Here is a 26,337-nt window from a genome sequence, read left to right as displayed (position 1 = left end):
ACTGCTATGGCTGATACGTTCCAGAATGAGGTGCCCAAGGCACGCATTAATTTAAAGCTGGCTCTGCACACAGGAGGCGCGCAGAAGAAAGTCGAGCTGCCGCTGAAACTCCTCACCATCGGTGATTTCAGTAATGGCAAAGAAGACCGGCCATTATCGGAAAGAGCAAAAATCAACGTCAATAAAAATAACTTCAACAGCGTACTTTCGGAATTCAGCCCGGAAATCAGCCTCACGGTACAGAACACGCTGGCCGGCGATAGCGCCGAAGAAAATATTCAGCTCCGCTTCGCCGATATGAAAGATTTCGAACCGGAGCAGGTGGCCCGCCAGATCCCCCAGCTCCGCGCCATGCTGGCGATGCGGAATTTATTACGCGACCTCAAATCCAACCTCCTTGATAACGCCACTTTCAGAAAAGAGCTTGAGAAAATCCTGAAAGACCCGGCACTGACGCAGGAATTACGCGACGAAATGAGCGCGCTGGCCCCGAAATAAACGGCGTGCGTTATTTAATGGATTAACCGGGAATATGCTGATGTCTGTAAATACTGAAACCGCCCCCGCGCAGGGGCAGACCGCTGTACTGGAAAAAGAGAGCGTTTACGCCTCCCTGTTTGACAAAATCAACCTGACCCCGGCTTCCCGCCTGGGCGATATTAACGACTTTCTGGATGATGCCGCGCTGTCCGACGCCCCGGCGGGCGAACGACTGACGGCGGCGATGCAGGTGTTTATGGACTGCATCCGTCAGTCCGGAAAGACCGTGGAGAAGCTCGACAAGACCCTGATTGACCACCATATCGCTGAACTGGACTATCAAATCAGCCGCCAGCTGGACGCGGTGATGCACCATCCTGAGTTCCAGAAGGTGGAATCCCTGTGGCGCGGCCTGAAGCAGCTGGTGGACAGCACCGACTACCGCCAGAACGTCAAAACCGAAATTCTGGATGTCTCCAAAGACGATCTGCGCCAGGACTTCGAAGACGCGCCGGAGCTGATTCAGAGCGGTCTCTACTGGCACACCTACACCGCCGAGTACGACACCCCGGGCGGCGAGCCGATTGGCTCGGTGATCTCCGCGTATGAGTTCGACGCCAGCCCGCAGGACGTGGCGCTGCTGCGCAACATCTCCGGCGTCTCCGCCGCGGCGCATATGCCGTTTATCGGCGCCGTCGGCCCGGCCTTCTTTCTGAAAGAGTCCATGGAAGAGGTTGCCGCCATCAAGGATATCGGCAACTACTTCGACCGCGCCGAGTACATCAAATGGAAATCCTTTCGCGACACCGACGACGCGCGCTATATCGGCCTGGTGATGCCGCGCGTGCTGGGCCGCCTGCCGTATGGTCCGGACACCGTGCCGGTGCGCAGCTTCAACTACGTCGAGCAGGTGAAAGGCCCGGACCACGAGAAATACCTGTGGACCAGCGCCTCGTTCTCTTTCGCGTCCAACATGGTGAAAAGCTTTATTAATAATGGCTGGTGCGTGCAGATCCGTGGCCCGCAGGCGGGCGGCGCGGTGAAAGATCTGCCGATCCACCTCTACGATCTGGGCACCGGCAACCAGGTGAAGATCCCGTCGGAGGTGATGATCCCGGAAACCCGCGAGTTTGAGTTCGCCAGCTTCGGCTTTATCCCGCTGTCGTACTACAAAAACCGTGACTACGCCTGCTTCTTCTCGGCCAACTCGGCCCAGAAGCCGGCGCTGTACGACACCGCCGACGCCACCGCCAACAGCCGCATCAACGCGCGCCTGCCGTATATCTTCCTGCTGTCGCGCATTGCGCACTACCTGAAGCTCGTTCAGCGTGAAAACATCGGCACCACCAAGGATCGCCGCCTGCTGGAGCTGGAGCTCAACACCTGGGTGCGCGGTCTGGTGACGGAGATGACCGACCCGGGCGACGAGCTGCAGGCCTCACACCCGCTGCGCGACGCGAAGGTGGTGGTGGAAGATATCGAGGACAATCCGGGCTTCTTCCGGGTGAAGCTGTACGCGGTGCCGCACTTCCAGGTGGAAGGGATGGACGTGAACCTGTCTCTGGTCAGCCAGATGCCGAAAGCGAAAGCGTAAGGCGGGGGCAGGGATGAAAACAGTACGACCGCTGTGGGGGCGGGGCCAGATGGTTTCCCCTCAACATTTTCAGCAGGAGGCCGCGCAAGCGGCCTGGCACACCGAGTGTGTCGCCCGACTGGGAGCAATACATCCCTGGGGGGTTGCGCGGACGGCTTTTGACGCCGCGCTGCTGAAACAGGGGAAGCTGAAGGCCGACCACCTGTGCGTGCGTTTCGCTGACGGAACGCTCACTGATAGCGATAACGCCGATGCGTTGCCGCCCGTGATGACCTTACCGGAAACAGAAAGCCACGAACTGACGGTGGTTTTGGCGCTGCCCCATGAGTATGAAAACGGCGGCAACTGCCTGCAACCGGAGCAGAAAGCGGAGCGTCCTGTGCGCTGGCGTCTGGCCTGGCGGGAGGTGCGTAACCGCTATGGGGATGACAGCCGCCAGATTGCGGTAATGCAGCCGGAGCTGACGCTGCGTACAGACGATAACGACAACGGCAATTACCAGACCGTCGCCGTGGCCCGTCTTAAGCGCGACAGCCAGGGAGACTGGTCGCAGGACGCGTCGTTTATCCCGCCGCTGCTGAACGTGCAGGCCAGCCGCTGGCTAACGGAGCAGACCGAATATCTGACGGGTCAGCTACGCGCGCGCCTGCAGCGCCTGATGTCTATGCGCCGGGAGAGCAACGAACGGATGGCCGACTTCGCGGTGGCGGACGTGTCGCTGTTCTGGCTGCTGAATGCGCTCAACAGCGCTGAGCCGGTGCTCAGCCATTTGGTGCGCTATCCGCAGGTACACCCGGAGCGGCTTTATCAGGCGCTGGCCGGTCTTGCAGGCAGCCTGCTGACGTTTTCTCTTGATCACACCACCGCCGATATTCCGGCCTATCGTCATGAGCAGCTAACGGCGGTCTTCCCGCCGTTGTTTGACCTGCTGGGTGTGCTGCTGGAAGCCAGCCTGCCGTCGCGGGTCGTGGCGATTGACATGGTCCGCGATGAACGGCGCAAGCGCTGGCACGCCCGTCTCCACGATCCGAGACTGCGTGAAGAGGCGGATTTTTATCTCTCGGTACGCTCGCCGCTGCCGGTAGCGCAACTGCTGGAGCAGTTTCCGCTTCAGTGCAAAGCGGGTAGCCCGGATGAAGTCGACAGGGTGGTCAACGGTTCGCAGCCCGGCATTCCTTTGCGCGCGATGAGCCACGTCCCTGCGGCTATCCCGCTGCGCCTGGAAAACCAGTATTTCACCCTTGATATGACCCATCCGGCGGCGCGGGCGATGCTGCTGGAAGGCAGTTGTGTCTTTTACGTCCCCGGTCTGCTGGGCGATCCGGAACTTGAACTGTTTGCGGTGCTGCGCTCATGAAACAGGACATAAATATCGACGCCCTGATGGCGGACGCGTGGCTGACGGTGACGGAACTGCGGTTCGGCGCAAGACTGGCCGACGGGGAGGGCGACCGCCTGTGGCGACATTGTGTAGATCATATTGAACAGGTGATGGCGAAGCTTGAGGCTGCGGACGTCAGCGAGGCGAGCCGTCGGCATATTCTCTACGCCTGGTGTGCGCTGCTGGATGAGACCGCCAAAGGACGCGAAGGCGAGGATGATGCCTGCATCGTCTGGTATGACCGTCCGCTGCAGGCGAAATACTTTGGTGCTCTGGACGCCGGAGACGCGTTGTATGAACGGATGCGTCAGGTTCTGCGCGAGCCCGCGCCGGATATGGCGGTGCTGACCTGTTTCCACCGGGTGCTGATGCTCGGCTTTAAAGGGTGTTATGCCCTGAATGAGCCGGCTCGTGACCAGCTTGTTCGGGTACTGACCGAGCGCGTGCCGCCGTTTGAAACGGACCAGAGCCGTCCCGTACTGGCGGGTATCTCCGGGCGCAGCGGCCTGGCGGACGGGTTACGTCGCTGGCCGGTTTGCATCGGGCTGTCGCTGGTAGCGATCGCCGCGCTGTGGTGGGGTCTGAACCACTGGCTTGATTCCCTGATTGCAACCCTGCTGCCGGGGGCCGGGAAATGAACGTGCGCTATTTGCGCCTGTTATGGCTCTGGGGCGGGATCCTGGCGCTGCTGCTCTGCCTGCTGTTTCTGCCGCTGGCCTCCGGCGGGCGGATTCTGGCCGCTGCGCTGATACTGGCCGCCGTTATCGCCGGGCTGATTTTCGCCGGGCGCAGGCGGGAAGATCCGCTGGTAGATAACGCCTGGCTGGATGAGATACCGGACGCGCCGTATCGCCTGCCGGTGGTGCTGGTCTGCGGCGATATCGCCGGGTGGCCGGAGAGCGGGCCAATTTACCGCACGGCACGGGGCTGCTGGTTAAACGTCCCGACGGCTGAACTGCAGCAGACGGTACGTATTCTTCTGTGGAAACGCCCGGACCTCGTATCGCAGCTGGCGGTGATGGTCAGCGTCTGTCCGCAGCTGCATCGTGATGAGGCGGCGCTGGCGGCCGGGCTTTATGAGCTGCGCTGGCAGCTGAGCCAGGTGCGGAGCGATTGCCGCCGGGCGGTGCCTTTACTGTTGAACAGTAAGGTGGCGGGGGCGTCTGTTCCACAACCGCTGTGGCAGACAGCGCAGGCCGGGGAGGCCATGCAGGTATGGCTGGCGGACGATGTGCCGTGCAGCACCGGGACATGGCTGGCGCAAAAGGACGGGACGGACCGCCTGGCTGCGCAGGTGAGGATGAATACGCTGGTTCGCCTGACTGAACAAACAATGATGGCCGCGCTGACGGCGGCGTCGGACGATATGCCTCCGGCGGACCCGGCGATGGTGGTATATCACATGACGCCTTCGGGGGCGCCGGTTCTGGCTGATAGCCTGTGGCAGCGCTGGTTGTCTCAACATACTGCCCTGAATTCGCTGCCCGGCTGGCAGCCCAACCCCTCATCAGCGGATGTCACGCTGCCGAATTTTATTCTGCCGCTGTTGCCACTGGGCGCCGGCGTGACGCCGCTCAGCAGAACTTTACGGCGGGCATTCTGCCTGTTCACCCTTGCCGCCATCATCGCACTGTGCGCCAGCGCGTGGAACAACCGCCAGCTGCTGCAGCGGGTGGGGTTCGATATTCAGCATTACGCGCAGATTGCGATGGATGACTACGCCCCGAAAGCCCGCGCCGTGCAGATCCTGCGCGGGGATGCGCTGCAGCTGGATCGGTGGGCGCGCCACGGTGAACCGCTGGAAATGGGGCTCGGCCTGTATCACGGGGAGCATTTGCGCATGCCGGTGCTGGACGCCATTCGTTCCTATGTCCCGGCGCCTCCGCCACTGAAGCCTGCCGAGAAAACCGCGCCGAAAATCATCCGCCTCGACAGCATGTCGCTGTTCGACACCGGCAGGTGGGCGCTGAAGCCCGGCTCGACAAAGCTGCTGGTGAACTCACTGGTGGGCATCAAAGCGAAGCCCGGCTGGCTGATTGTGGTGGCGGGCCATACCGACAGCACCGGCGACGATAAATCCAACCAGATACTTTCGCTTAAGCGTGCCGAATCGGTGCGCGACTGGATGCGCGACACCGGCGACGTGCCGGAGAGCTGTTTTGCGGTGCAGGGCTACGGCGAGAGCCGACCCGTTGCCCCCAACGACACGGCCGAAGGCCGGGCGCTTAACCGCCGTGTCGAAATCAGTCTGGTGCCGCAGGCGAATGCCTGCCAGCCACCGGGCATGACCCCCGCGCCATCGCAGGATGATGGCGCTTTTTAAAATGATACACACAGTCATTCGGGCTGCCTCGCGGCGGCAACTGAATGCGTCCCCGGGAGCATAGTTCACTATGTGACCGGGGCAAATGAAGGCAGCCAACAAAGAGGCAGCCTGAAGGACGACGTGTATAAATGGAGAAGTAATATGGCAATTCCAGTCTATCTGTGGCTGAAGGACGACGGCGGCGCGGACATCAAAGGTTCCGTGGACGTGAAGGACCGTGAGGGCAGCATCGAGGTGGTGGCGCAGGAGCATAACCTGTACATCCCGACCGACAACAACACCGGGAAGCTGACCGGCACGCGAATCCACACGCCGTTCCTGTTCACTAAGGAAATCGACGCCTCCAGCCCGTACCTGTACAAGGCGGTAACAACCGGCCAGACGCTGAAGTCGGCGGAGTTCCGCTGGTACAAAATCAACGACGCCGGTCAGGAAGTGGAGTACTTCAACACGAAGCTTGAGAACGTGAAGGTGGTGAAGGTCAACCCGCTGATGCACGACGTCAAGGACCCGTCCTACGAGAAGCATAACCACCTCGAGCAGATTGAGCTGCGTTACGAAAAAATCACCTGGACCTACAAGGACGGCAACATCATTCATTCCGACAGCTGGAACGAACGCGCCACCGCCTGATGACTCGCCATATTTCACGCTGTAGCGGCGTTGGCTGCGTTCGCTTGTCGTCTTGCTACAGCGCGAACTATTTAGAGTCATCCCCTGATGGGCAGTTTCCGCTGCCCGTTTTTGCTGAGCGCCTGAACTGACGGGCGCTCAGCAAAAAAAACAATCTGCCTGCCTGACCTGATGCGCTTTGGGTTCCTGAATAACAGGGAACAGCGACGGGCGGTAGCGTGTCCGGAACTGATAAAGAGAAAAGCTCATGGAAAATCCCGCCATTTTGTTACGCCGACTTAACCCTTACTGCGCCCGTGCGATGGAAGGCGCTGCCACCCTGTGCCAGACCCGGGCGCACGCGGAAATCCTGCCCGAGCACTGGCTGCTGAAACTGCTGGAGCAGGGCGAGGGCGACCTGACGGTGCTGGCGCGGCGCTACGAATGGGATATGGACGCGATATGGCAGGATTTGCTGACCTTTATGGATAAGCTCCCCCGTTCGGTGCGCGGCCGCCCGCAGCTTTCAGACGCTATTCAGACTCTGATGCAGGAGGCCTGGCTGAGCGCTTCGCTGGCCGGGGAGGAGCATATCCGTAGTATCCACCTGCTGATGGCGCTGGTGGATAAACAGAGTCTGGTGCGCTGCGACGGCCTGTGGCCGCTGCTGACCCTGGCGCAGAGCCAGCTGGCGCGCCTGCGTCCGCTGCTGGACGCGCAGTCCGAGGAACGCCCGGAGGTGCAGCAGGAAGCAGAGCTGGCGCAGGGCGACGAGGTGGCGTTTGTCGGCCGTCCGGTTAATGCGGGCGTAAAAGAAGGGGATCTGAATCCGGCTCTGCAGAATGCGCTGGATAAGTTCACCCTCGACGTGACCGCCCGCGCCCGGGACGGCAAAATCGACCCGGTGTTCGGCCGTGATAATGAAATCCGCCAGATGGTGGACATTCTTTCCCGACGCCGCAAGAACAACCCGATACTGGTGGGCGAGCCGGGTGTCGGCAAGACCGCGCTGGTGGAAGGTCTGGCGATCAGAATCGCCGAGGGCAACGTCCCGGATGCGCTGAAACCGGTAAGCGTGCGCACCCTTGACCTCGGCCTGCTGCAGGCCGGAGCGGGGGTGAAGGGAGAATTCGAGCAGCGGCTGAAAAACATTATCGACGCGGTGCAGCAGTCGCCGCTGCCTGTGCTTCTGTTTATTGATGAGGCCCACACCCTTATCGGCGCGGGTAACCAGGCGGGCGGCGCCGATGCGGCTAACCTGCTGAAACCGGCCCTTGCCCGGGGCGAACTCAGAACTATCGCCGCCACAACCTGGAGCGAGTACAAACAGTATTTTGAGCGCGATGCGGCGCTGGAGCGGCGCTTCCAGATGATCAAAGTCGATGAGCCGGACGACGACACCGCCTGCCTGATGCTCAGGGGCCTGAAGTCCCGCTACGCGGAGCATCACGGGGTGCACATCACCGATGAGGCGGTGCGCGCCGCCGTCATCCTCTCCAGACGCTATCTGACCGGACGCCAGCTGCCGGACAAGGCGGTGGATTTACTCGACACCGCCTCCGCCCGCATCCGCATGAGCCTGGATACGGTGCCGGCGCCGCTGACCCGACTGAAGGCGCAGCTCACCGCCCTGGCGATGGAAAAGCAGGCGCTGCTGGAAGATATCGCGGCGGGCAACCACACCCACGGCGAACGCCTGGCGGCCATCGAACAGGACGAAGTCCGTATTATCCTGCAGCTCGATGAGCTGGAAACGCAGTACGGCCAGGAGCTGAAGCTCACGGAAAACCTGCTCGCCTGCCGCGCCGATATCTCCCGCCAGGCGGAAATCGCGGACCTGCAAAACCAGCTTAGTGCCGTGCAGCAGGGGAACCCGCTGCTGGGTCTGGACGTGGACGCGCGCACCGTTGCCACGGTCATCGCCGACTGGACCGGCGTGCCGCTCTCGTCTCTGATGAAGGATGAGCAGACGGAGCTGCTGAGCCTGGAACAGCAGCTCGGTAGACGCGTGGTGGGCCAGGACGCGGCGCTGAACGCCATCGCGCAGCGTCTCCGTGCCAGCAAAACCGGGCTGACGTCGGAGAACGGCCCGCAGGGCGTGTTCCTGCTGACCGGGCCGAGCGGCACCGGCAAGACTGAAACCGCGCTTGCCCTTGCTGACGCGCTGTTCGGCGGTGAGAAATCCTTAATCACTATCAACCTCTCCGAATACCAGGAGCCGCATACCGTCAGCCAGCTCAAGGGCTCCCCGCCGGGGTACGTCGGCTACGGCCAGGGCGGTATCCTCACCGAAGCGGTCAGAAAGCGTCCGTACAGCGTGGTGCTGCTGGACGAAGTGGAGAAGGCCCATCGGGACGTGATGAACCTGTTCTACCAGGTGTTTGACCGGGGTTTTATGCGCGACGGCGAGGGGCGGGAGATCGACTTTCGCAACACGGTTATTCTGATGACCTCTAACCTCGGCAGCGACCACATCATGCAGATGCTGGGCGAACGGCCGGAGGCCACGGAGTCCGACCTGCATGAACTGCTGCGTCCGCTGCTGCGCGACCACTTCCAGCCCGCGCTGCTGGCGCGCTTCCAGACGGTGATCTACCGCCCGCTCACGCGGGACGCGATGCGCACGATTGTCGGTATGAAGCTCAGCCAGGTGAGCAAACGCCTCAGTCGCCACTACTGCATGACCACTACCATCAGCGACAGCCTGTACGACGCTCTGACGGATGCCTGCCTGCTGCCGGATACCGGGGCGCGCAACGTGGACAGCCTGCTCAATCAGCAGATATTGCCGGCGTTGAGCCTGCAGCTGTTAAGCCATCAGGCGGCGGGGCAGAAGCCGCAGCACCTGATACTGGGCCGTGATGAAGAGGGGGGGATTGTGATGGAGTTTGGCGCAGGGGCGGGTGTATGAGCGAGATAAAATCCCTGTTGTTCAGCCACAGCCACCATCTGTTAACGGTGCGCGGCTGCAGCGCTCTTCTGGACGTGCTGAGCTTTGAAGGTGAGGAGGCCCTGAGCGAACCGTTCAGATACGTGATTGAGTTCACCAGCGCCGACAAAACCATCACGCCGCAGCAGATGCTGATGCAGGACGCGACCTTCACCCTGCAGGCGCCGGCGGACCAGGGTTTCGGGATTAACATTCAGCAGCCGGTGCGCACGATTCAGGGCGTGGTGACGGCGTTTGAGCGCCTTTCCGCTTCCCGCGACGAAACGCACTATTCCCTGACCCTGCAGCCTCGTCTGGCGCTGCTCTCCCGGAGCCACCAGAACCGGATTTACCAGGATATGTCGGTGCCGGATATCGTGGAGCATATCCTGCGTACCCGCCACGCCATGCGCGGGGAGGACTTTGTTTTCACCCTGGCACAGGCGTATCCGCGTCGCGAGCAGGTGATGCAGTACGGCGAGGACGACCTGCGCTTTATCACCCGCCTGCTGGGCGAGGTCGGTATCTGGTTCCGCTTCACCGCCGACACCCGGCTGAACATTGACGTGGTGGAGTTTTACGATGACCAGCGGCACTACGAGCAGGGGCTGATTCTGCCGTCGGTGCCGCCCTCCGGCCAGCACGACGGCGGTACCGAGTCGGTGTGGGCGCTGAAAAGCCAGCATAACGTGGTGCAGCAGTCGGTGTTCACCCGGGACTACAACTACCGCAACGCGCCGGAGGAGATGAGCCAGAGCGCGGACGTGACGTCCGGCGACGTCACCACCTACGGTGAGGCGTATCACTGGGCGGATAACTACCTGGCGCCGGGCAGTGACGGCCAGCGCAACCCGGAGCCGGAGAGCGGGGCGTTTTATGCCCGTCTGCGCCACGAGCGCTACCTGAACGACCAGACCCGGCTGAGCGGCAGGACCAGCAGCGCGGCGCTGGCGCCGGGCCGGGAGCTGAAGGTCACCGGAGGCGCTGAGGTGACGGAGGTTTTCCGCCAGGGCGTGGTGATTACCGGCATCCACAGCCGCGCCCGTCGCGACCGCAGCTATGAGGTGGCGTTTACGGCCATCCCGTTCTCGGAAAATTACGGCTTCCGTCCGCAACCGGGCGACAGGCCGGTCATGGCCGGCACGCTGCCGGCGCGGGTGACCAGCACGAAAACCAACGATATCTACGGCCATATCGACCGCGACGGCCGTTATAAGGTCAACCTGCTGTTTGACCGCGACCACTGGCAGCCGGGGGAAGAGAGTCTGTGGGTACGTCAGGCGCGCCCCTATGCCGGGGACACATACGGCCTGCACCTGCCGCTGCTGGCGGGGACGGAAGTGGCCATCGCTTTTGAGCAGGGAGACCCGGACCGTCCGTATATTGCCGGTGTCCTGCACGACTCGGTGCACCCGGATCCTGTCACCATCCGGAACTATAAGCGCAACGTCCTGCGGACCCCGGCGAACAACAAAATCCGCCTCGACGACGCGCGTGGCAAAGAGCACATCAAGGTCAGCACGGAGTACGGCGGCAAGAGCCAGCTGAACCTGGGGCATCTGGTGGACAGCGAAAAACAGCCACGCGGCGAGGGGTTTGAGCTGCGGACGGACAGCTATGGAGCGATACGGGCCGGGAAGGGAATATTCATTACTGCTGATGCACAATCGAAGGCGCAGGGGCAGCAACTGGCGATGGAACCGGCGCTGTCGCGGCTTTCAGCGGCACTAGTGGAAATGCAGTCACTGGCTGCCAGCGCACAGCAGGCACAGGCGCTGGCTGCGGATGTTGGACGTCAGCAGACGTTGCTGCAACAGAAGATAGACCAGCTTCAGAAGGAAGTACTGCTGGGAACGGCCCCGCAGGGTGTGGCGCTGGCAAGCGGTGACGATATGCTGCTGTCGGCGCAGGAGAATCTGACGCTGATTGCAGGTCAGCAGCTGGATATGGGGGCGCAGAAGGACTTCACACTGGCGGCGGGTAAACAACTCAGTCTCTGGAGTCAGAATGGGGCGAAGTGGTTTGCGTCGCGGGGAGATATTGATATTCAGGCGCAGGGCGGACATATCACCACTTGGTCAACGCAGGACACGCATATTTCGAGTGGCAAGAAGCTGGTAATAACAGCACAGGATGAACTGACGCTGATATGCGGGGGCGGATATATCAAAATCAAAGGTGGGAATGTTGAAATTGGCGGTCCTGGAAAGTTGCTGATAAAAAACACCGGTATTAAGAAAGCAGGTTCGGGTAGTATGCAGGGAGTAATAAAGTCGTTTGAGTCGGGAAGTTTTGATGAGAAGTTTGTCATTCGAAATTCTCTGACCAAAGAACCTTTAGCCAATAAGGCATATTCAATAACCATGCCGGATGGAAGGATTGTTTCAGGGGTGACAGATTTAAATGGTTCTACATCATTAAATGCCTCGGATGTCATTGATGATATGACTATCACTCTTATTAAAGGTAGGTAAGATCTCAGTCTTTATTTGTGGGAGAGCGAAATGTTACTGATGATTTATTCTTTGTTAATAATTTATGCGCTAATCGCAGGAAGTTTGCTTACATTAGTTACATGGCTTTGTTGTAAGAGAGTTCATGGTTTGCGTATCATATTGCTGATTTGGTTTGGCTGTATCTGTGTGGCGTTTGTTGCTTTGTATGCTCTGCAATTTACTGAATTTGGTCTCATACGATAATGCTATGTTTTCAAAACAGGAGGTAGTATGGTACATAAGACTGAGCCAGTTAGAGAGTTAGAGATTAAATATGATGATAATGGCCATCCTTCTTGGTGTTCTTTTCCATCGCATAAGAATGTTCAGGTTCGTGGAGCTTGCGATGTGCCACCTCATCTGCCTGGGCTTATAATACTTGTCCATGGTGTTAACTCCACAGGTGAATGGTATCAAAAAGCAGAGTCTGCATTATGTGCAGGATTGAATAAACGCCTTGGACTTGAAGGCACTAATTTTGAGTTAAAGGCTAACATATATAGTGGGGATGACAAGATAGAATTAGATGAGAAAGGCGTCGAAAAAAGAACTCCAATGTCTCCATTAGTAGAAAGGAAATTAGTCACTGACACTGGCCGGTCACCTGTAATTCGATTTTATTGGGGCTATTCATCACCATTAGGTGACGAAGATAAGTTTGTTATTCCTTTGGTAAGTATTAAGGGTGATGACTATCATCAGATGAAGCGAGATGGCGTCCCATTGTATGATATTTTGAAAAAAGGTCCTTATATATGGGGCGGCGGTCCTTTTCAAAATGGCACGAATAATCTTCACTCACTTTGGAGTAAAAAAGGATTCAATGAAGATTTAGCCAATATACCTGGTGCAAAAGTTCAATATGGTAATGAAGACAAAGATCGCTTACTAACCACAGCACCACCACGAAACTATTATGCTCATGCCGCGAAGCGGTTAGCTGATTTATTGGATCTTATTCGAGAGAAATATCCTAAGGATACAGTCACCATAATTTCACATAGCCAAGGAACTATGGTTTCAATGGCTGCTACTGCACTGGCAAATAAAGCACCTGATACTCTATTTATAATGAATTCACCTTATGCCCTTCATAATAGTCAATTGAATGCCTTTTCAATGCCTCCTGAAGAATGTATTTCTCCATCTGGTCGAGAAAGTACTCTGTCAGCAATAATTGATAAAGTTGCACTTCAATCAACACATTTATCTTCGTTAGGCTATGAGGGGTTGTGTGTAGGTCAATCACAGGATAATAAAAACTGGAAGCCCGATATAACTCTTGTAGCTTCTGACAAAAATGAAACGAGAAATATCCCGGAAAGAGATAATCACGGGAGGACTTATGTTTATTTCAATCCACATGACAGAGTTATGGGTTCCCTCCCTCTGCATTCGGTAGGGTGGCAAGGTTTCCCAAATGATGAAAAAGGGAATCCTCATCCACTTATCACCCAGCATAAGGGGTATTTATTCCAGCGAATGCTTGCCAGAAATACACCTTGTGGTATAGCTCCCGAGTCAAAAACTCCATTTGGTCGATTGCCAGATGGTAAACCCTTTTGGGATGATGAAGGAGATGAATACCAGAGCAGTGGTTTTGTGTACCCAGATCCACCTCACTGGCAAACTGTATTTATTAATGCCGAGGAAGTCCCTGAGCCAATTAAGGAAAATGAACTAAGTGATTTCGATAAAACAAGAGTTGGTGCTGAGCATGGCCCACAGAAAAAAAACGGTTGGGGAGAGCGTGATCCTAAAACTGGTTATAAGAATGACGATACTTACGATAATTTCATTAATTTGTATCCCGATCAGGATATCGTTATTGGTGTCAAAAAACAATCGGAATATGGTACTTACGGTAGCGTAACTCCAGTAACCCGTAAGGAGACGTTTGACGAAAAAGATCGCAGGATACGTTCATATGTCGCACAACCTACAGATCATAGTACCTTACCCAGTAATTTAAATTTTATGGCACGAGTCGTTGCTTATGATTTACCCATTGGTTACTGTGAATCGGGTTGGGATAGGGCTTTTATCACTGATCTACGCCGTCGAGCAGACTGGACTCAGGGACTGGATACATATTTAAAAACCGGAATTCCAAACAATGTTACTGAGCCAGAAATAATCAGCACAGAAACAGCATTGGAAGAAATGTTTCGTGTGAAGACCAAAGAATACGGATATTGATATGGGAAAGAAAATAGTTGTTCTTGGCGATGCTACCTCGCATGGAGGAAAAGTAGTCTCTGTATCATCTACTTTTGAAATTGAAGGTAAAAATGTTGCACTGCTGAATGATTCGGTGTCCTGTCCGGAACACGGTTCTAATCCGATAGTGGAATGCGATATGAGTTATGAGGAAAACGGTAGGGGAATTGTGGCGCATGGTTGTAAGAGCGCCTGTGGTTCCGTGATCTACGCTAGTTTGCCGGATGTGGAGATAGGTTGATGGGCTGGTCATTACCCGAGGTTCCCGCGAGGCCAGATACGCAACTCTGGTCGCCCTGGGTATGCCTATCAATTACTTTCGCCGGTGTATTCATCGCGTTAGTTCGGGTGGTACTGCATTCACCCTCCGGTAGTTTACCAACGCTTGCAAGCGGCTACTGGCTACCACTGACCGGATATACTTTGGTGGGTGTTACAATTACCATAACCTTTTATTTGTTATGCTGGGAAATACAGACTTTCCGCGTCCGTAACTGGAATAACTGGCGACGAAATATGCACCTGGCCTGGCAACGTCAAGCACACCTGCATTTATGCGTGACCAGGCATGTGGTATTAACCGCAGACCCACAATTGCTTTCTCGACTAGCGGGTGTTGCGTCTGAAAGCAGCGACGAAACATCTTTATTAACATTGCTTCCCGAAGAAGCTTTTATTCCTGGTATTTCACGCTTTGAACAACTTTGTCGTTTATTAATAAACCAGATTAAAACAATACTTTCTCAGGCCTATCCTTCAGGTCCGTTAACGGTGATAATACAGACATCTGCTTCTGATAAAAAACAGGAAATTCAGTATTTTTCCCTTCTCTGGGAAGATGAAAAATTGCCATGGATGCCAGATATTCATGCCTTATCCAATTCGTCAATTTTTAATAATTGGAATAAATTCCTGTCTACTGCTCGTTATCCATTGCTTGTACTGGCGCTGCATTACCGCCAGCCGGAGGAAGCCTTAGCGGAATTTGCCTGTGCGTTGTTGCTGTTGCCTGAAGCGATGCTTAAATCGTCAGAACAGCGCGATGCGGTGCGAGTATTTCGCGCCATGCCGCTGAATACTGGTGCATTGCCCCGCGAGCTGGCTGAATTGCGCGATATGGCGCAGCAGCCTTCTGGTGTAAAACATCTGGTCTGGCACAGCGGGTTATCTACGTCGTCCACACAGGCGCTGGGGCGGGTGGTTAATGAGTTACCTCTGCCCCTGCATACTGATATTGCAGCCGGTGGCATTATCGATTTTGCGAAAATCAGCGCAGACTACGGGCATCTGGCGGGATGGCTGATGGTAGCTGCAGCAGCAGAGATGGTCAATTACGGTCCGGGAAGCCACTGGCTGCTACAGGCGGATGACAAACGGGCCGGCGCAATGGTCGTCGGCAATAATCTGCCGGTTATCTGTGATGAAGATGTGAACATACTCCCGTTGCCTTATCCGGCGGGTTCACTCTGCCTTGCCGTATTGCTCAACGTGGCGGCTTTTGGGGGCGTTGCCCGTTTTTTTCCGGACTGGCTGTTCTCCTGGTACGGCGTGCTCAGTATGTTACTGTCGCTGGCAGTCACTCTACCCGGTGCTGTTTTCCTGCTGCGCCGCGCCCTCACTGCTCTGCAACGCCCCCACTTTATTCAGGCTGCCGGACTTGCCCGCAAGGAATAATCCAATATGAAAAGGTTTTTATACATCCTGGGAGCGGGTCTCTGTGTCCTGGTTGTTTTGTTGGCGCTGTTGTTTATTCTGGCCCAGACAACTCATCTTTTTTTTGAATGGACGGGTGAACGCGTATTCTGGATTTCTCTGTTGGGTGCGGTTTTTCTGACCAGTCTGTTGAGCGTGCTGATTTTTTTTCTTATCCCTTTCCAAAAAAACGACACCCCGGTGACTCCGCAGTGCAGTCGCCCGGCAGGCGAGGGGGCTGGTACACAGGAACGAGATATCTCCCTTTCTTCGCTAAAAAAGCACCTCCGCCGTCGCTACAACCTTTTCTGGCGCAGTCAGGTCCGCCTGCTGCTGGTCTGTGGCGAACCCGAACACATCGCCGCCATCGCCCCCGGTCTGGCGGAAAAACAGTGGCTCGAAGGCCGCCGCACGGTGCTGATTTATGGCGGCAGCCTGTCATCGGCGCCGGACACCGGGCACCTGACCGCCCTGCGTAAGCTGCGCCGCAGCCGTCCGTTGGACGGCATCGTGCTGGCGCTGGATGAGAGACAGACCACCGCCGGTACGCTGGATAACCATCTTCGCGCCCTGGAGCAGGTCGGGGAGGCGCTGCGCTGGCAGCCGCCGGTGTACCTGTGGCAGGTGACTGACAGCGACTGGTCGCAGGATGCGCGCGTCACCCAGACGGTAGGGGCGCTTTTCCCGGCCCGCGCCACGCCAGCGGGGGTGGAACGCCAGCTCCGCGCTATCCTGCCATCCCTGCGCGAAAGGGGAATGCAGCAGCTGTGCGCCGGGCCGTCGCACGATTTCCTGTTACGTTTCGGCCGGCAGCTGGAGAAACAGGGAATATCCCACTGGAAAACGCTGCTGACGCCGTGGCTGACGGAGCACCTGAAGCGTGTTCCGCTGCGCGGCCTGATGTTCGGCCCGTCGCTGGCCCCTGAGGATAGTGCCGCGGGCCATGAACACCGCTGGTCCGCTCCGGCGGTCTGGCAGGGCGTGACGGCGGACTGCGCTCAGGCGCGGGGCGTGCGGGCAGGGATACCGTGGCAGCGAACGCCGGGCGTCACCCTGCTGACGCTGATTGCCCTGTGGGGGGCGGGCAGCGTGGTCTCCTTTGCCGTTAACCGCCACCATATCGTCAGCGCGGCGGCGCGGGCGCAGCAGCTGGTGAATCATCCCGCGGTTAACGACCCGCAGCTGATGGCGCTGCAGGCTCTGCGTAACGATATCGGGCGCCTGCAGACGCAACAGGCGAATGGCGCTCCCTGGTACCAGCGCTTCGGGCTGGACCACAATGCGCCGCTTTCAGCCGCCCTGATGCCCTGGTACGGCCAGGCCAGTAACCGTCTGATACGCGATGCGGCCATGCAGGCGCTGACGCAGAAACTGACCGTCCTGGCGAACCTGCCGCCGCGCAGCCCGCAGCGCGCCACGTTAGCTAAGGCGGGCTACGACCAGCTGAAAGCATACCTGATGATGGCGCGCCCGGACAAAGCCGACGCTGCCCTGTACGCGCAGGTGATGACAACCACCGCGCCATCCCGGCCGGGACTCTCCCCGGCGCTGTGGCAGAGTATCGCCCCGGACCTTCACGCCTTTTACATGCAGAGCCTGCCGTCGCAGCCTGCCTGGAAAATCACGCCGGACAGGCAGCTGGTCACCCGGGTACGTCAGGTGCTGCTGGAGCAGATTGGCCGGCGCAACGCGGAAAGTACGCTGTATGAGAACATGCTCACCCGGGTGCGCCGCAGCTACGCGGACATGACGCTGGAGGACATGACGCCGCAGACCGACGCCGGTCGCCTGTTCAGCACGCCGGAGTCGGTGCCGGGGATGTTCACCCGCCAGGCGTGGGAGGGCGGGGTTCAGGAAGCCATTGATAACGCCGTGGCGTCGCGGCGCGATGAAATCGACTGGGTGCTGAGCGATAGCCGTAAAACGCTGTCCGGCGACGTCTCCCCGGAGGCGCTGAAGCAGCGCCTGACGGCGCGCTACTTCACCGATTTTGCCGGTGCCTGGCTGAACTTCCTCAACAGTATCCGGCTGAACCTGGCGCACAATATTGCCGACGTCACCGACCAGTTAACGCTGGCCGGGGACGTGCGCCAGTCGCCGCTGATTGCCCTGATGAACACCCTGGCTTACCAGGGGCAGACCGGGCAGCAGAAAGAGGCCATTTCCGCATCGCTGGTGAAATCGGCGAAAAACCTGCTGGGCGGTGATGACCGGCCGGTGATTGACCAGCAGGCCGCCGGACCGGCGGGGCCGCTGGACAGCACCTTCGGGCCGTTGCTGCAGCTTATGGGTAAAAACAGCGCGCAGAGCGTGATGGCGGCGGACAGTTCGCTCAGTTTACAGACTTACCTGACGCGCCTGACCCGCGTGCGCCTCAGGCTCCAGCAGGTGGCAAACGCCGCCGACCCGCAGGCGATGATGCAGCAGCTGGCGCAGACGGTCTTCCAGGGCAAGAGCGTTGACCTGACCGACACGCAGGAGTACGGCAGCCTGGTGGCGGCAAGCCTCGGTGAAGAGTGGAGCGGTTTCGGGCAGACGATGTTTGTTCAGCCGCTGACCCAGGCCTGGGAGACGGTGCTTCAGCCGTCGGCGGCCAGCCTGAACGAAGCGTGGCAGCGCTCAGTTGTCGCGAACTGGAATTCAGCGTTTAAAGGGCGTTATCCCTTTGCTGCCGCGAAGAGCGACGCCTCGCTGCCGATGCTGGCGGCGTTCATCCGCCGCGATACCGGACGTATTGACCGTTTCCTCAGCACGCAGCTGGGCGGCGTTCTGCACCGGGAGGGCAGCACCTGGGTGGCGGACAGAACCCGCAGTCAGGGGCTGACGTTCAGCCCGGCCTTCCTGAACGCGGTGAACCAGCTCAGCCAGCTGTCCGACATCCTGTTTACCGACGGCAGCCAGGGTATCAGCTTTGAACTGCAGGGGGTGGCAATGCCGGAAGTGGTGGAAACACAGCTGACGCTTGACGGGCAGAAACTCCACTATTTTAACCAGGTTGCCGACTGGCAGAGCTTCCGCTGGCCGGGGGTAATCAATAAACCGGGGGCGATGCTGACCTGGACGTCGACGGCGGCGGGAACCCGTCTGTATACAAACCACAGTGGTCCGTGGGGCGTTATCCGGATGCTGGAGCAGATGCAGCGGCAGAAAGCGGGGGACGGGCTGTACCGGCTGAGCGTCACCGCGCCGGACAGGCGACAGCTTCAGTGGCTGCTGCGTACGGAACTGGGCGACGGACCGCTGGCGCTGCTGAAGCTGCGAAACTTCAGTCTGCCGTCGCAGATATTCAGCGTCGGTGTCCCGGCGCCAGGCCGCACGGATGAATATGAATCTGACGTTGTGGAAGGGAGTGAATAATGGCCTCTGTTGATATTCTGCTCGCCAACCGCCGGAGATCCCCCCGGCAACGATGATTTCAAGAAGATGCGTGATGAGGTAAGGGCGCGCAACTTATTGCTTCAATGTTCAATGTTCAATGTTCAATGACACTGATGCGATCTGAGGTTGCAGAAAACACCTATCGCGATCTTCTCCCCATTTTTTAAACGCACCTCCTGTAGCTCTAAGGCTAAAAGCATATTTCTATGGACGACTTAACCCTGCGTTATTTTGACGCCGAAATGCGTTACCTGCGTGAAGCGGGCGAAGAATTCGCCCGCGCCCATCCTGACCGGGCGGCGGCCTTAAATCTCGACAAAGCGGGCGCGCGCGACCCCTATGTCGAGCGCCTGTTTGAAGGCTTCGCCTTTCTGATGGGCCGCCTGCGCGAAAAGCTCGACGACGATCTGCCGGAGCTGACCGGCGGACTGGTGAGCATGATCTGGCCACACTACCTGCGTACCATTCCGTCGCTCTCCATTGTTGAGTTCACCGCGGACTGGCGTGAACTGAAAGAACCTGTCCGCGTTGAAAAAGGCTTTGGAATTCTTTCTCAGCCCATTGGTGAAAAGCGCACCCGCTGCCATTACACCACGACGCAGCCGCTGACCCTGCAGCCCCTGTCGCTCGCCCGGGCGGGGATCTCGACGGAACCGGATGGGCGCTCGCTTCTCCGCCTGCGCTTTGAGTGCAGCCCGCTGGCAGACTGGAGCCGCATCGATTTAAGCCGCATCCCGCTGTACCTGAATGGCGATGCGCCGCTGGCCTGCGCCTTGCATGAGGCGCTGACGCTCCGGGTTGCGAAAACGGGTATCCGCTTTCCCGGCGATGCTGACCGCAGACCGCTGGACGCCCGTTTTGCCGTCTGCGGTTTCAGTAAGGAGGAGGCGCTGTTGCCGGAGTGCGGCAGTTTCAGCGGTTATCAGCTGCTGCTGGAGTATTTTACCTTTCGTGAAAAGTTTATGTCGGTGACGCTGCGCGGCCTGGAAAATGTGGATTTCCCGGAAGAACTGGCGTGGTTTGAAATCGATATCGTGCTGGAGAGACAGTGGCCGCATGAATATGCGCTGTCGGAGAAACATCTGCGCCTGCACTGCACGCCGGTGATTAATCTGTTTCCGCTGGAGTCCGATCCGCTGCATCTGGACTCGTTACAGACCGAATACCTGCTGCGCCCGATGCGTGTCCAGGACGGTCATACCGAGATTTATTCCGTGGATTCGGTCACCTCCTCGCGCCACTCCGGTCACCAGACGTATGTGCCGTTCACCAGCTTCCGTCACAAGGGAGGAATGCTGCGCCATGATACGCCGGAATATTATTACCATACGCGGGTAAAGTCCGGTCCTTCAGGGCTGCACGACACCTGGCTGACGCTCGGCGGCGAGGCGTTTGATAACCACACCGTACCGGAGAATGAAAAACTGTCGCTCAGCCTGACTGGCACCAACGGCCAGCTGCCGCGCCGGGCGCTGCAGAGTACGCTGCTGGACACGGTGGTGAAATCCACCACCGCGCGCATTCAGGTGCGTAACCTCTGCGCCCCGACGCTGCCGTGCTACCCGCCGGACCGCGATCGTTTTCACTGGCGGGTGCTGAGCCATCTCGGCAGCAGTTTCCTGTGGATGATGGATAACGCTGACGTGCTGCGCGGCGCGCTGGCCCTCTATGACTGGACCGATAACGAGATGAACCGCCGCCGCCTGGAAGCGATTGTCGATGTCAGGCATAGCGAGGTGGAACGTTTTGCGCAGGGCCATTTTCTGCGCGGCGTGCAGATTGAGGTGACCCTCGACAGCAGCGGCTTCGCCGGGCACGGCGATATCTGCCTGTTCGGCGAGATGCTGAACCGCTTCTTCGCGCTGTATACCGATATTCACCTGTTCAACCATCTGATTCTGATACTACAACCTGGGGGAGAGCGCCTCGAATGGCAGGAGAACCACAACCGCCGCATTCCCGGCTAAGCCCCCGGCTTGAGCGGGAAATCTATCGCATCAACTTCTACCGCTTCTGCCAGTTACTGGAAAAGCGTCGTCCGGGCGCATCACCGTTGGGCAGCACCCTGAATCCGGCGGACGATCCGGTACGGTTTCGCCCGCATCCGGGAATGGGCTTCCCGGTCAGCGAGCTGAAAGCGGTGGAATATGATGAAGACCATCCGGATGCGCCGCCGACGGTGCGCACGACGTTTATGGGGCTCTACGGCGTCGACTCGCCGCTGCCCACCGCGTGGCTCGACGAGATCGCCCAGCAGCGGGAAGGGCACGAAGCGCAGGAGGCGTTTCTCGATATCTTTAACCACCGCATTCTGACGCAGTTTTACCGCATCTGGCGAAAATATTCCTACCCGGCGACGTTTGAAGCGGGGGGCAGGGACAGCACCTCGCAGAGCCTGCTGGGCCTTATCGGTCTGGGAATGCCGGGTACCGATAAGCATATCGCTACCCCGATATCGCGTTTTCTGGCGCTGCTCGGCATCATGCGCCTGCCTGCGCGTACCGAAGAGGGGATTCAGGCGCTGGTGCGTCTGCTGGCTCCCCGCACGCGGACCACCGTCACGCCGCACTGCCCGCGCACGTTTTTCATCAACAATCCACTGGGTTTTTACGGCAATGACGATTTTCTGCTCGATGGCTATAACGTGCTGGGCGACGAAACGACAGAGGTCAGCAGCCAGCTATTGATTGCGCTGTACACGGACGATATCGCCGAGGCGCAGGGGTGGTTACCGGAAGGGCAGATATATCAGGACTTTCTGGTCCTGCTGCGGGTCTATCTCGGCTGGCGCTATAAAGCGCGTATACAGCTGACCGTTCCTGCCCGGTTACTGCCTGCGCCGGTGCTGGGCGAAACCCCCTTTATGCTCGGCATGACGGGGATACTGGGCGTGGAGGGAGAGGAGATCCCGCCCGATATCCCCGCCACCTTTACTACTGAGCCTGGCGGCTATTGCGGAATGCCGTCTGCAACTTTACAACAAGGAAACCAGCGTGTTGCATACCACTTCGATTAAACGATGGAGTTTACTTCTTATGCCTTTACTGCTGACAGGCTGTGGTCTGACGCAGAAAATTAGCGACAGCACCTCATCGGCGGTGAAATCGGTGTTTTATAAGCAGGTAAACGTCCTGCATCTGGACGTTACCGCCCGGGCGGAACTGAACACCGATGAGCGGGAGAACACCTCGCTCTCCCAGCCGGTGATGGTGTGGGTCTACCAGCTCAGTGACCGCAAGGCGTTCGATAAACGGGTCTATCAGCAGTTGGTCACGGAAAGCGAGGAGGCCGCCGGAGACGAACGGCTTGCCAGCCGTAGCCTGGTGGTAAAACCCGGCGCTGACGTCAGCCTGGATATGCCGATGGACGAGAAGGCGCAGTTTATCGCGGTGGTGGGGTTATTCCGGGCGCCGGATATGGTGAAGAATGACTGGAAGCTGGTGCTGAGGCGCGACGATCTCGATCCCGACAAACCGCGCATTATTGAAGCCAGCCATAACCGCCTGACGCTGAAACCCCTCAAGGATGACTGAGATGCCCACACGCCATAATGCCCCCTCGCTGTATGAAATGCTGTACGGCAACTTTACCGGCGGACTCGACCTGCATCAGGTCAGTGAGGAAAACCAGGTTATTCTGTCGGTGCTGGATAATATGCAGCGCGTCCTCAACTGTCGCGCCGGGACGCTGGCGCACCTGCCCGATTACGGCCTGCCTGATATGACTAAAATCCTCCAGGGGATGCCGGGTACGGCCCATGAGCTGATGGGCATCCTGTCGGCCGTATTGCTTAAATATGAACCGCGGCTGAAGAAAATTGACGTGGTTCTGCTCGAGCAGGCTATCCCCGGCGAGCTGCGTTACGCCATTGACGCGGAGCTGAAGGGCGTAGGCCTGGTGCGCTACGGCACCGAATTTATGCCCGAGGGCAGGGTGCTTATCCGCCACCTCAAACAGCAGCAGTACCTGGAAGTCCGCTCCTCTATCTAGTTTTTATTCTGGCTGAAACCATCATGACGACCCCTTCTGAATGTTGCCTGAAAACCGGCGGCGACCCGCGTACGCTTGCAGATTACGCGCGCCTTCGCGATGAAATGAACAAACTGACCCATCCGGCGCGCCCGGATGTCAACTGGCGGCTCGCGGAAAAACTCTGCCTGTCGCTGTTTGAACACAACGGCGTGGAGCTACAGACTGCCGCCTGGTATACGCTTGTCCGCACGCATCTGGCGGGGCTATACGGCATGAATGAAGGGCTGGCGATACTGGTCGCGCTGGTCTCCCGGCAGTGGGGCAATATGTGGCCGCAGCCGATGACTGCGCGAATCAAAATACTCAGTTCGCTCAGTCAACGGCTGCAGCAGGCGATGCGCACGCTGTCGCTGACCTATATCGACCTGAGCCAGCTTTACCAGGCAGAAGCGCATCTGACGGCGCTGGATGACGTACTGCAGCGTCTGGAACTCAAACATGCCGGCCAGCTTGACGCCCTGTCTATCCTGCTGCACAACGCGGCGGTGCGGCTGGAGAGCAGCGAAAATAAAGAGGAGACCGCGCCGCAAGCGGCCGCGCCTGATCCTGCCCCTTCCAGCCTCCCTGAACCGACCGCGCAGGTGAAATGGGTCTATGTCGCCGAACCGGCATCGCGGCCGAATGCTGACGTTGTGACGGCATTCCCGGCGCCCGCGAAGCCCTGGAAGCCGTTTGTCGCCGGGATGCTGACTATGCTGGCGCTGGCCGGGGCCGCGGCGGGAGGATGGCGGGCAACGCACCCGTCCGATTCGGGGCAGATGCGGTTTCCCGCCCGGTTCTCTCCATTGCCTACGGTGCTTTCCGCTGAGCAGTTACAGACGCTACGACAACAATCCCCCTCGGCCGAGACGGGGATAAAACAGACTCAGCAGCAGCTGGCACAGCTTTTACAGCTAAAACCGGACTGGGCTTTGAGTTATGGCACTCATCTGGCGCAGCAGGCGCTGACGCTATGGCCAGAACAGGCGAAACCGCTGGCGCGGCAATGGCAACAGCAGGTCAGCGCCGCCGCGCTTCCCGTGGAGAATCTCAGCGGCTGGCACCAGGGAATGACGCAGCTACAGCAGTTGACGAACCGGCTTAACGCGCTGGATGAACAGAAGGGGCGGTATATCACGGTGAGTGAGCTGAAGTCAGCGGTGTTTGCCATAACGCAGTCGTTGAGCCGTACCGTTCCGGCGGAAGAGCAGCTGCGACAACTCTCCGCACAGCCGCGCAATCAGCCAGGGTCTGCGGCGCAGCAGAACCAGACGGAGCAGCATCTGCAACAACTGATTGCCCGCTATGCTGCGCTGAAACAAAAAACGGCGGAATAAGTCTGCAATAGCCACCCGCACGGGTCATTAGCATGACGCATGACTTTCGCTATCGGAACGGCCGGTTGCCGGCCTGATGCGACAACCCTGCCACACCCGGCACCGGCGCGCCGGTGCCTCCTTTCAGCGTTTAATCTCCCCAGACAAGGCTATCTAATAACGCCGTAATTCACTGGCTTCCCAGCTATACGCGTCCCTGGCGATTAACGTGTCGCCAAGCTCCTGATAATCGAAATGATAAAACTCAGCGCGGGCGCCATAACCGGAGTAGTCGACTGCCGCAAGGCCAACAAACGCTCCGGTAAAGAATCCGCCATAGCTTTGCAGGACATAATCATCCGAAAGGATCGCAGCATCTAGCTTCACAGGGATTTCAGTGAACTCAACCCCATCAAAGCTATATTCATAGCTATACGTTTCCTTCCTGACTTTCGTCCGGAACCAGACATATTCAACGTGCTCCGGGACCTTGATGGCTTCATCTTTTAAATATGATGTATACCGTCCTCGATTATTCTCACCTATTTCAATGACCTTACCGTTAATTTCATTCCAGGTAATGAACACAAAACTCCAGTGACGATCGTTATAGTAATTCGTTAATCCGGCCATTTGCTGGTAGTTAAATGGATTAAATTTAACTTTAACTTTCGCATCAAAATAAAAGGCTTGCCAGCGTCGGGCAATCAGCGACAGGTCATGGGTATTCGCTAAAGATCCCTGGCCAATTAACGTTAACTTGCCATCGCCGGTGGTACCCATTTTTTCTGTAAACGGCACCCGCAGGGTGTTCCAGTTACCATCGAGTGTCGCCGTTGTAAATTCGTCGTGCTGGCTACGGTCTTCCGGACTTTCGGTATCAATGGCATCTTTCGGGCCTTCGACAAACGTCTTTCCGCCGTGACCGCCTTCAATACGCGGCCAGCCGCCTTCATCCCAGTACACCTTCTGGATAGCCGTTTCTCTGCCCAGCGTTGACCAGCCGCGAGGATCGTAGACTGACTCACCCGGGCGATTCCACGGACGCGCGCAGAGCGAGGCGTAGTACCATTCGCCGCCGGGGGTGGAAACCAACGCGCCGTGCCCTTGCTTTTGGATGTAGCTGTCTGGCGTATCGACGTTGGTTAAGAAGACCTCACCTGGCTCCGTTTCAAAGCTGTTGGCGTCTAAGGTTTTAGAACGCGCAACCACTTCCTGGTGCGTAAATACGGTGCCCCCCTGGGCGGCAAAAAGATAATAATATCCGTTCAGTTTATAGAGATGCGGCCCTTCAACGAGCCCAACGGCGGTCCCCCGATAAAGGGTACGCGCGGTCTCTGGCATTAATTTCAGGGTTTTTGTATCCAGTTCAGTTAACGTGATGCCGTCAAAGGGATGGTGATATTCACGATGGTCCCAGGTTTGCTGCACGATATATTTCCGGCCATCATCGTCGTGGAAGAGAGAAGCATCAAAACCTACGCCGTTAAGCTTAATGGGATCTGACCACGGGCCGCGGATATCGGCTGCGGTGGTCAGATAGTTTGTCATGTCTTTAAAGGCGCCTTCGGTGACTTTGACGTCGGTATACACTAGCCAGAATTGACCGTCGGCATAAGAGAGCGCCGGCGCCCAAATGCCGCCTGATGAAGGATTGCCTTTCATATCCAGCAGGGTGGTGGTTGACAGGGGCGAAGGGAGAAGATTCCAGTGCTCCAGGTCTTTTGACTCATGTAAACGAACGCCAGGGAACCACTCAAACGTAGAGTTGGCGATATAGTAGGTGTCCTCGACACGGATAATACTGGGGTCGGCATTAAACCCACGTAAAATAGGGTTTTGAATAAGTGACATATCATTACACCTTTTTATTTAAATGTTCCAAATGCATTTAATTTATATT

18 protein-coding genes are annotated in these 26,337 nt (G+C 57.8%); 17 read left to right on the top strand and 1 reads right to left on the bottom strand.

The features are described 5' to 3' along the window. Positions 1–6: 6 nt before the first annotated feature. From tssB to JLG71_RS15650, 17 genes are all read left to right on the top strand, one after another. Complete coding sequence (gene tssB / locus JLG71_RS15730; RefSeq protein WP_014229069.1) at positions 7–498, top strand: type VI secretion system contractile sheath small subunit; 492 nt, start codon at positions 7–9, stop codon at positions 496–498. A 40-nt stretch (positions 499–538) separates the two neighbouring features. Further along, the gene (gene tssC, locus JLG71_RS15725) at positions 539–2,074 is read left to right on the top strand and encodes a type VI secretion system contractile sheath large subunit (protein ID WP_200913656.1); all 1,536 of its coding nucleotides are present in this window, start codon (positions 539–541) and stop codon (positions 2,072–2,074) included. Between the two features lie 13 nt (positions 2,075–2,087). Then, on the top strand, positions 2,088–3,431 hold the full coding sequence (gene tssK, locus JLG71_RS15720) for a type VI secretion system baseplate subunit TssK (RefSeq protein ID WP_200913649.1): 1,344 nt from the start codon (positions 2,088–2,090) through the stop codon (positions 3,429–3,431). Then, the gene (tssL, locus tag JLG71_RS15715) at positions 3,428–4,093 is read left to right on the top strand and encodes a type VI secretion system protein TssL, short form (protein WP_014229072.1); all 666 of its coding nucleotides are present in this window, start codon (positions 3,428–3,430) and stop codon (positions 4,091–4,093) included. Before tssK ends, tssL begins: the two co-directional genes overlap by 4 nt. Continuing rightward, positions 4,090–5,778: an OmpA family protein gene (locus tag JLG71_RS15710; RefSeq protein ID WP_200913642.1), complete on the top strand. Its 1,689-nt coding sequence runs from the start codon at positions 4,090–4,092 to the stop codon at positions 5,776–5,778. Before tssL ends, JLG71_RS15710 begins: the two co-directional genes overlap by 4 nt. Positions 5,779–5,922: 144 nt before the next feature. Beyond that, on the top strand, positions 5,923–6,414 hold the full coding sequence (gene hcp / locus JLG71_RS15705) for a type VI secretion system effector Hcp (protein WP_014229074.1): 492 nt from the start codon (positions 5,923–5,925) through the stop codon (positions 6,412–6,414). A gap of 247 nt (positions 6,415–6,661) precedes the next feature. Then, positions 6,662–9,304, top strand: a complete 2,643-nt coding sequence (gene tssH, locus JLG71_RS15700) for a type VI secretion system ATPase TssH (protein ID WP_200913640.1) — start codon at positions 6,662–6,664, stop codon at positions 9,302–9,304. After that, positions 9,301–11,796, top strand: coding sequence for a type VI secretion system Vgr family protein (locus JLG71_RS15695; RefSeq protein ID WP_200913625.1), 2,496 nt, complete (start codon positions 9,301–9,303; stop codon positions 11,794–11,796). Before tssH ends, JLG71_RS15695 begins: the two co-directional genes overlap by 4 nt. Positions 11,797–12,048: 252 nt before the next feature. Continuing rightward, positions 12,049–14,016, top strand: coding sequence for a T6SS effector phospholipase Tle3 domain-containing protein (locus tag JLG71_RS15690; RefSeq protein WP_200913623.1), 1,968 nt, complete (start codon positions 12,049–12,051; stop codon positions 14,014–14,016). Position 14,017: 1 nt separating this feature from the next. Further along, the gene (locus tag JLG71_RS15685) at positions 14,018–14,278 is read left to right on the top strand and encodes a PAAR domain-containing protein (protein ID WP_064406713.1); all 261 of its coding nucleotides are present in this window, start codon (positions 14,018–14,020) and stop codon (positions 14,276–14,278) included. Then, the gene (locus tag JLG71_RS15680; RefSeq protein WP_200913621.1) at positions 14,278–15,711 is read left to right on the top strand and encodes a hypothetical protein; all 1,434 of its coding nucleotides are present in this window, start codon (positions 14,278–14,280) and stop codon (positions 15,709–15,711) included. Before JLG71_RS15685 ends, JLG71_RS15680 begins: the two co-directional genes overlap by 1 nt. A gap of 6 nt (positions 15,712–15,717) precedes the next feature. After that, positions 15,718–19,086, top strand: a complete 3,369-nt coding sequence (locus tag JLG71_RS15675) for an ImcF-related family protein (RefSeq protein ID WP_224237056.1) — start codon at positions 15,718–15,720, stop codon at positions 19,084–19,086. Positions 19,087–19,313: 227 nt separating this feature from the next. Further along, positions 19,314–21,074, top strand: coding sequence for a type VI secretion system baseplate subunit TssF (gene tssF / locus JLG71_RS15670; RefSeq protein WP_200913613.1), 1,761 nt, complete (start codon positions 19,314–19,316; stop codon positions 21,072–21,074). Further along, positions 21,038–22,123: a type VI secretion system baseplate subunit TssG gene (tssG, locus tag JLG71_RS15665; RefSeq protein WP_049084542.1), complete on the top strand. Its 1,086-nt coding sequence runs from the start codon at positions 21,038–21,040 to the stop codon at positions 22,121–22,123. The genes tssF and tssG overlap by 37 nt, the downstream gene beginning before the upstream one ends. Continuing rightward, the gene (gene tssJ / locus JLG71_RS15660) at positions 22,101–22,640 is read left to right on the top strand and encodes a type VI secretion system lipoprotein TssJ (RefSeq protein WP_102075966.1); all 540 of its coding nucleotides are present in this window, start codon (positions 22,101–22,103) and stop codon (positions 22,638–22,640) included. Before tssG ends, tssJ begins: the two co-directional genes overlap by 23 nt. A gap of 1 nt (position 22,641) precedes the next feature. Beyond that, complete coding sequence (gene tssE, locus JLG71_RS15655; RefSeq protein WP_014838282.1) at positions 22,642–23,097, top strand: type VI secretion system baseplate subunit TssE; 456 nt, start codon at positions 22,642–22,644, stop codon at positions 23,095–23,097. Positions 23,098–23,120: 23 nt separating this feature from the next. Then, positions 23,121–24,455 (top strand): VasL domain-containing protein, encoded by a 1,335-nt coding sequence (locus JLG71_RS15650; RefSeq protein WP_064375604.1) that lies wholly within the window; start codon positions 23,121–23,123, stop codon positions 24,453–24,455. A gap of 153 nt (positions 24,456–24,608) precedes the next feature. On the opposite strand, the gene JLG71_RS15645 is transcribed toward JLG71_RS15650, so the two are convergent. Beyond that, positions 24,609–26,288, bottom strand: a complete 1,680-nt coding sequence (locus JLG71_RS15645) for a glycoside hydrolase family 43 protein (RefSeq protein WP_014229090.1) — start codon at positions 26,286–26,288, stop codon at positions 24,609–24,611. Positions 26,289–26,337: the final 49 nt, after the last annotated feature.

Source organism: Klebsiella michiganensis, from assembly GCF_015139575.1.
In the GTDB taxonomy this organism is placed as follows: Bacteria; Pseudomonadota; Gammaproteobacteria; order Enterobacterales; family Enterobacteriaceae; genus Klebsiella; species Klebsiella michiganensis.
The sequence above is the reverse complement of the archived record's forward strand: the minus strand, read 5'-3'. Positions and strand labels throughout refer to the sequence as shown.

Bases quoted from the DNA above. Each gene is read 5' to 3' on its own strand.
- tssH (WP_200913640.1), top strand. From the start codon at position 6,662: ATGGAAAATCCCGCCATTTTGTTACGCCGACTTAACCCTTACTGCGCC.
- tssB (WP_014229069.1), top strand. From the start codon at position 7: ATGGCTGATACGTTCCAGAATGAGGTGCCCAAGGCACGCATTAATTTA.
- JLG71_RS15685 (WP_064406713.1), top strand. From the start codon at position 14,018: ATGGGAAAGAAAATAGTTGTTCTTGGCGATGCTACCTCGCATGGAGGA.
- JLG71_RS15695 (WP_200913625.1), top strand. From the start codon at position 9,301: ATGAGCGAGATAAAATCCCTGTTGTTCAGCCACAGCCACCATCTGTTA.
- JLG71_RS15680 (WP_200913621.1), top strand. From the start codon at position 14,278: ATGGGCTGGTCATTACCCGAGGTTCCCGCGAGGCCAGATACGCAACTC.
- JLG71_RS15710 (WP_200913642.1), top strand. From the start codon at position 4,090: ATGAACGTGCGCTATTTGCGCCTGTTATGGCTCTGGGGCGGGATCCTG.
- tssG (WP_049084542.1), top strand. From the start codon at position 21,038: ATGGCAGGAGAACCACAACCGCCGCATTCCCGGCTAAGCCCCCGGCTT.
- JLG71_RS15645 (WP_014229090.1), bottom strand. From the start codon at position 26,288: ATGTCACTTATTCAAAACCCTATTTTACGTGGGTTTAATGCCGACCCC.
- JLG71_RS15675 (WP_224237056.1), top strand. From the start codon at position 15,718: ATGAAAAGGTTTTTATACATCCTGGGAGCGGGTCTCTGTGTCCTGGTT.
- tssC (WP_200913656.1), top strand. From the start codon at position 539: ATGTCTGTAAATACTGAAACCGCCCCCGCGCAGGGGCAGACCGCTGTA.
- JLG71_RS15690 (WP_200913623.1), top strand. From the start codon at position 12,049: ATGGTACATAAGACTGAGCCAGTTAGAGAGTTAGAGATTAAATATGAT.
- tssL (WP_014229072.1), top strand. From the start codon at position 3,428: ATGAAACAGGACATAAATATCGACGCCCTGATGGCGGACGCGTGGCTG.
- tssK (WP_200913649.1), top strand. From the start codon at position 2,088: ATGAAAACAGTACGACCGCTGTGGGGGCGGGGCCAGATGGTTTCCCCT.
- hcp (WP_014229074.1), top strand. From the start codon at position 5,923: ATGGCAATTCCAGTCTATCTGTGGCTGAAGGACGACGGCGGCGCGGAC.
- JLG71_RS15650 (WP_064375604.1), top strand. From the start codon at position 23,121: ATGACGACCCCTTCTGAATGTTGCCTGAAAACCGGCGGCGACCCGCGT.
- tssF (WP_200913613.1), top strand. From the start codon at position 19,314: ATGGACGACTTAACCCTGCGTTATTTTGACGCCGAAATGCGTTACCTG.
- tssE (WP_014838282.1), top strand. From the start codon at position 22,642: ATGCCCACACGCCATAATGCCCCCTCGCTGTATGAAATGCTGTACGGC.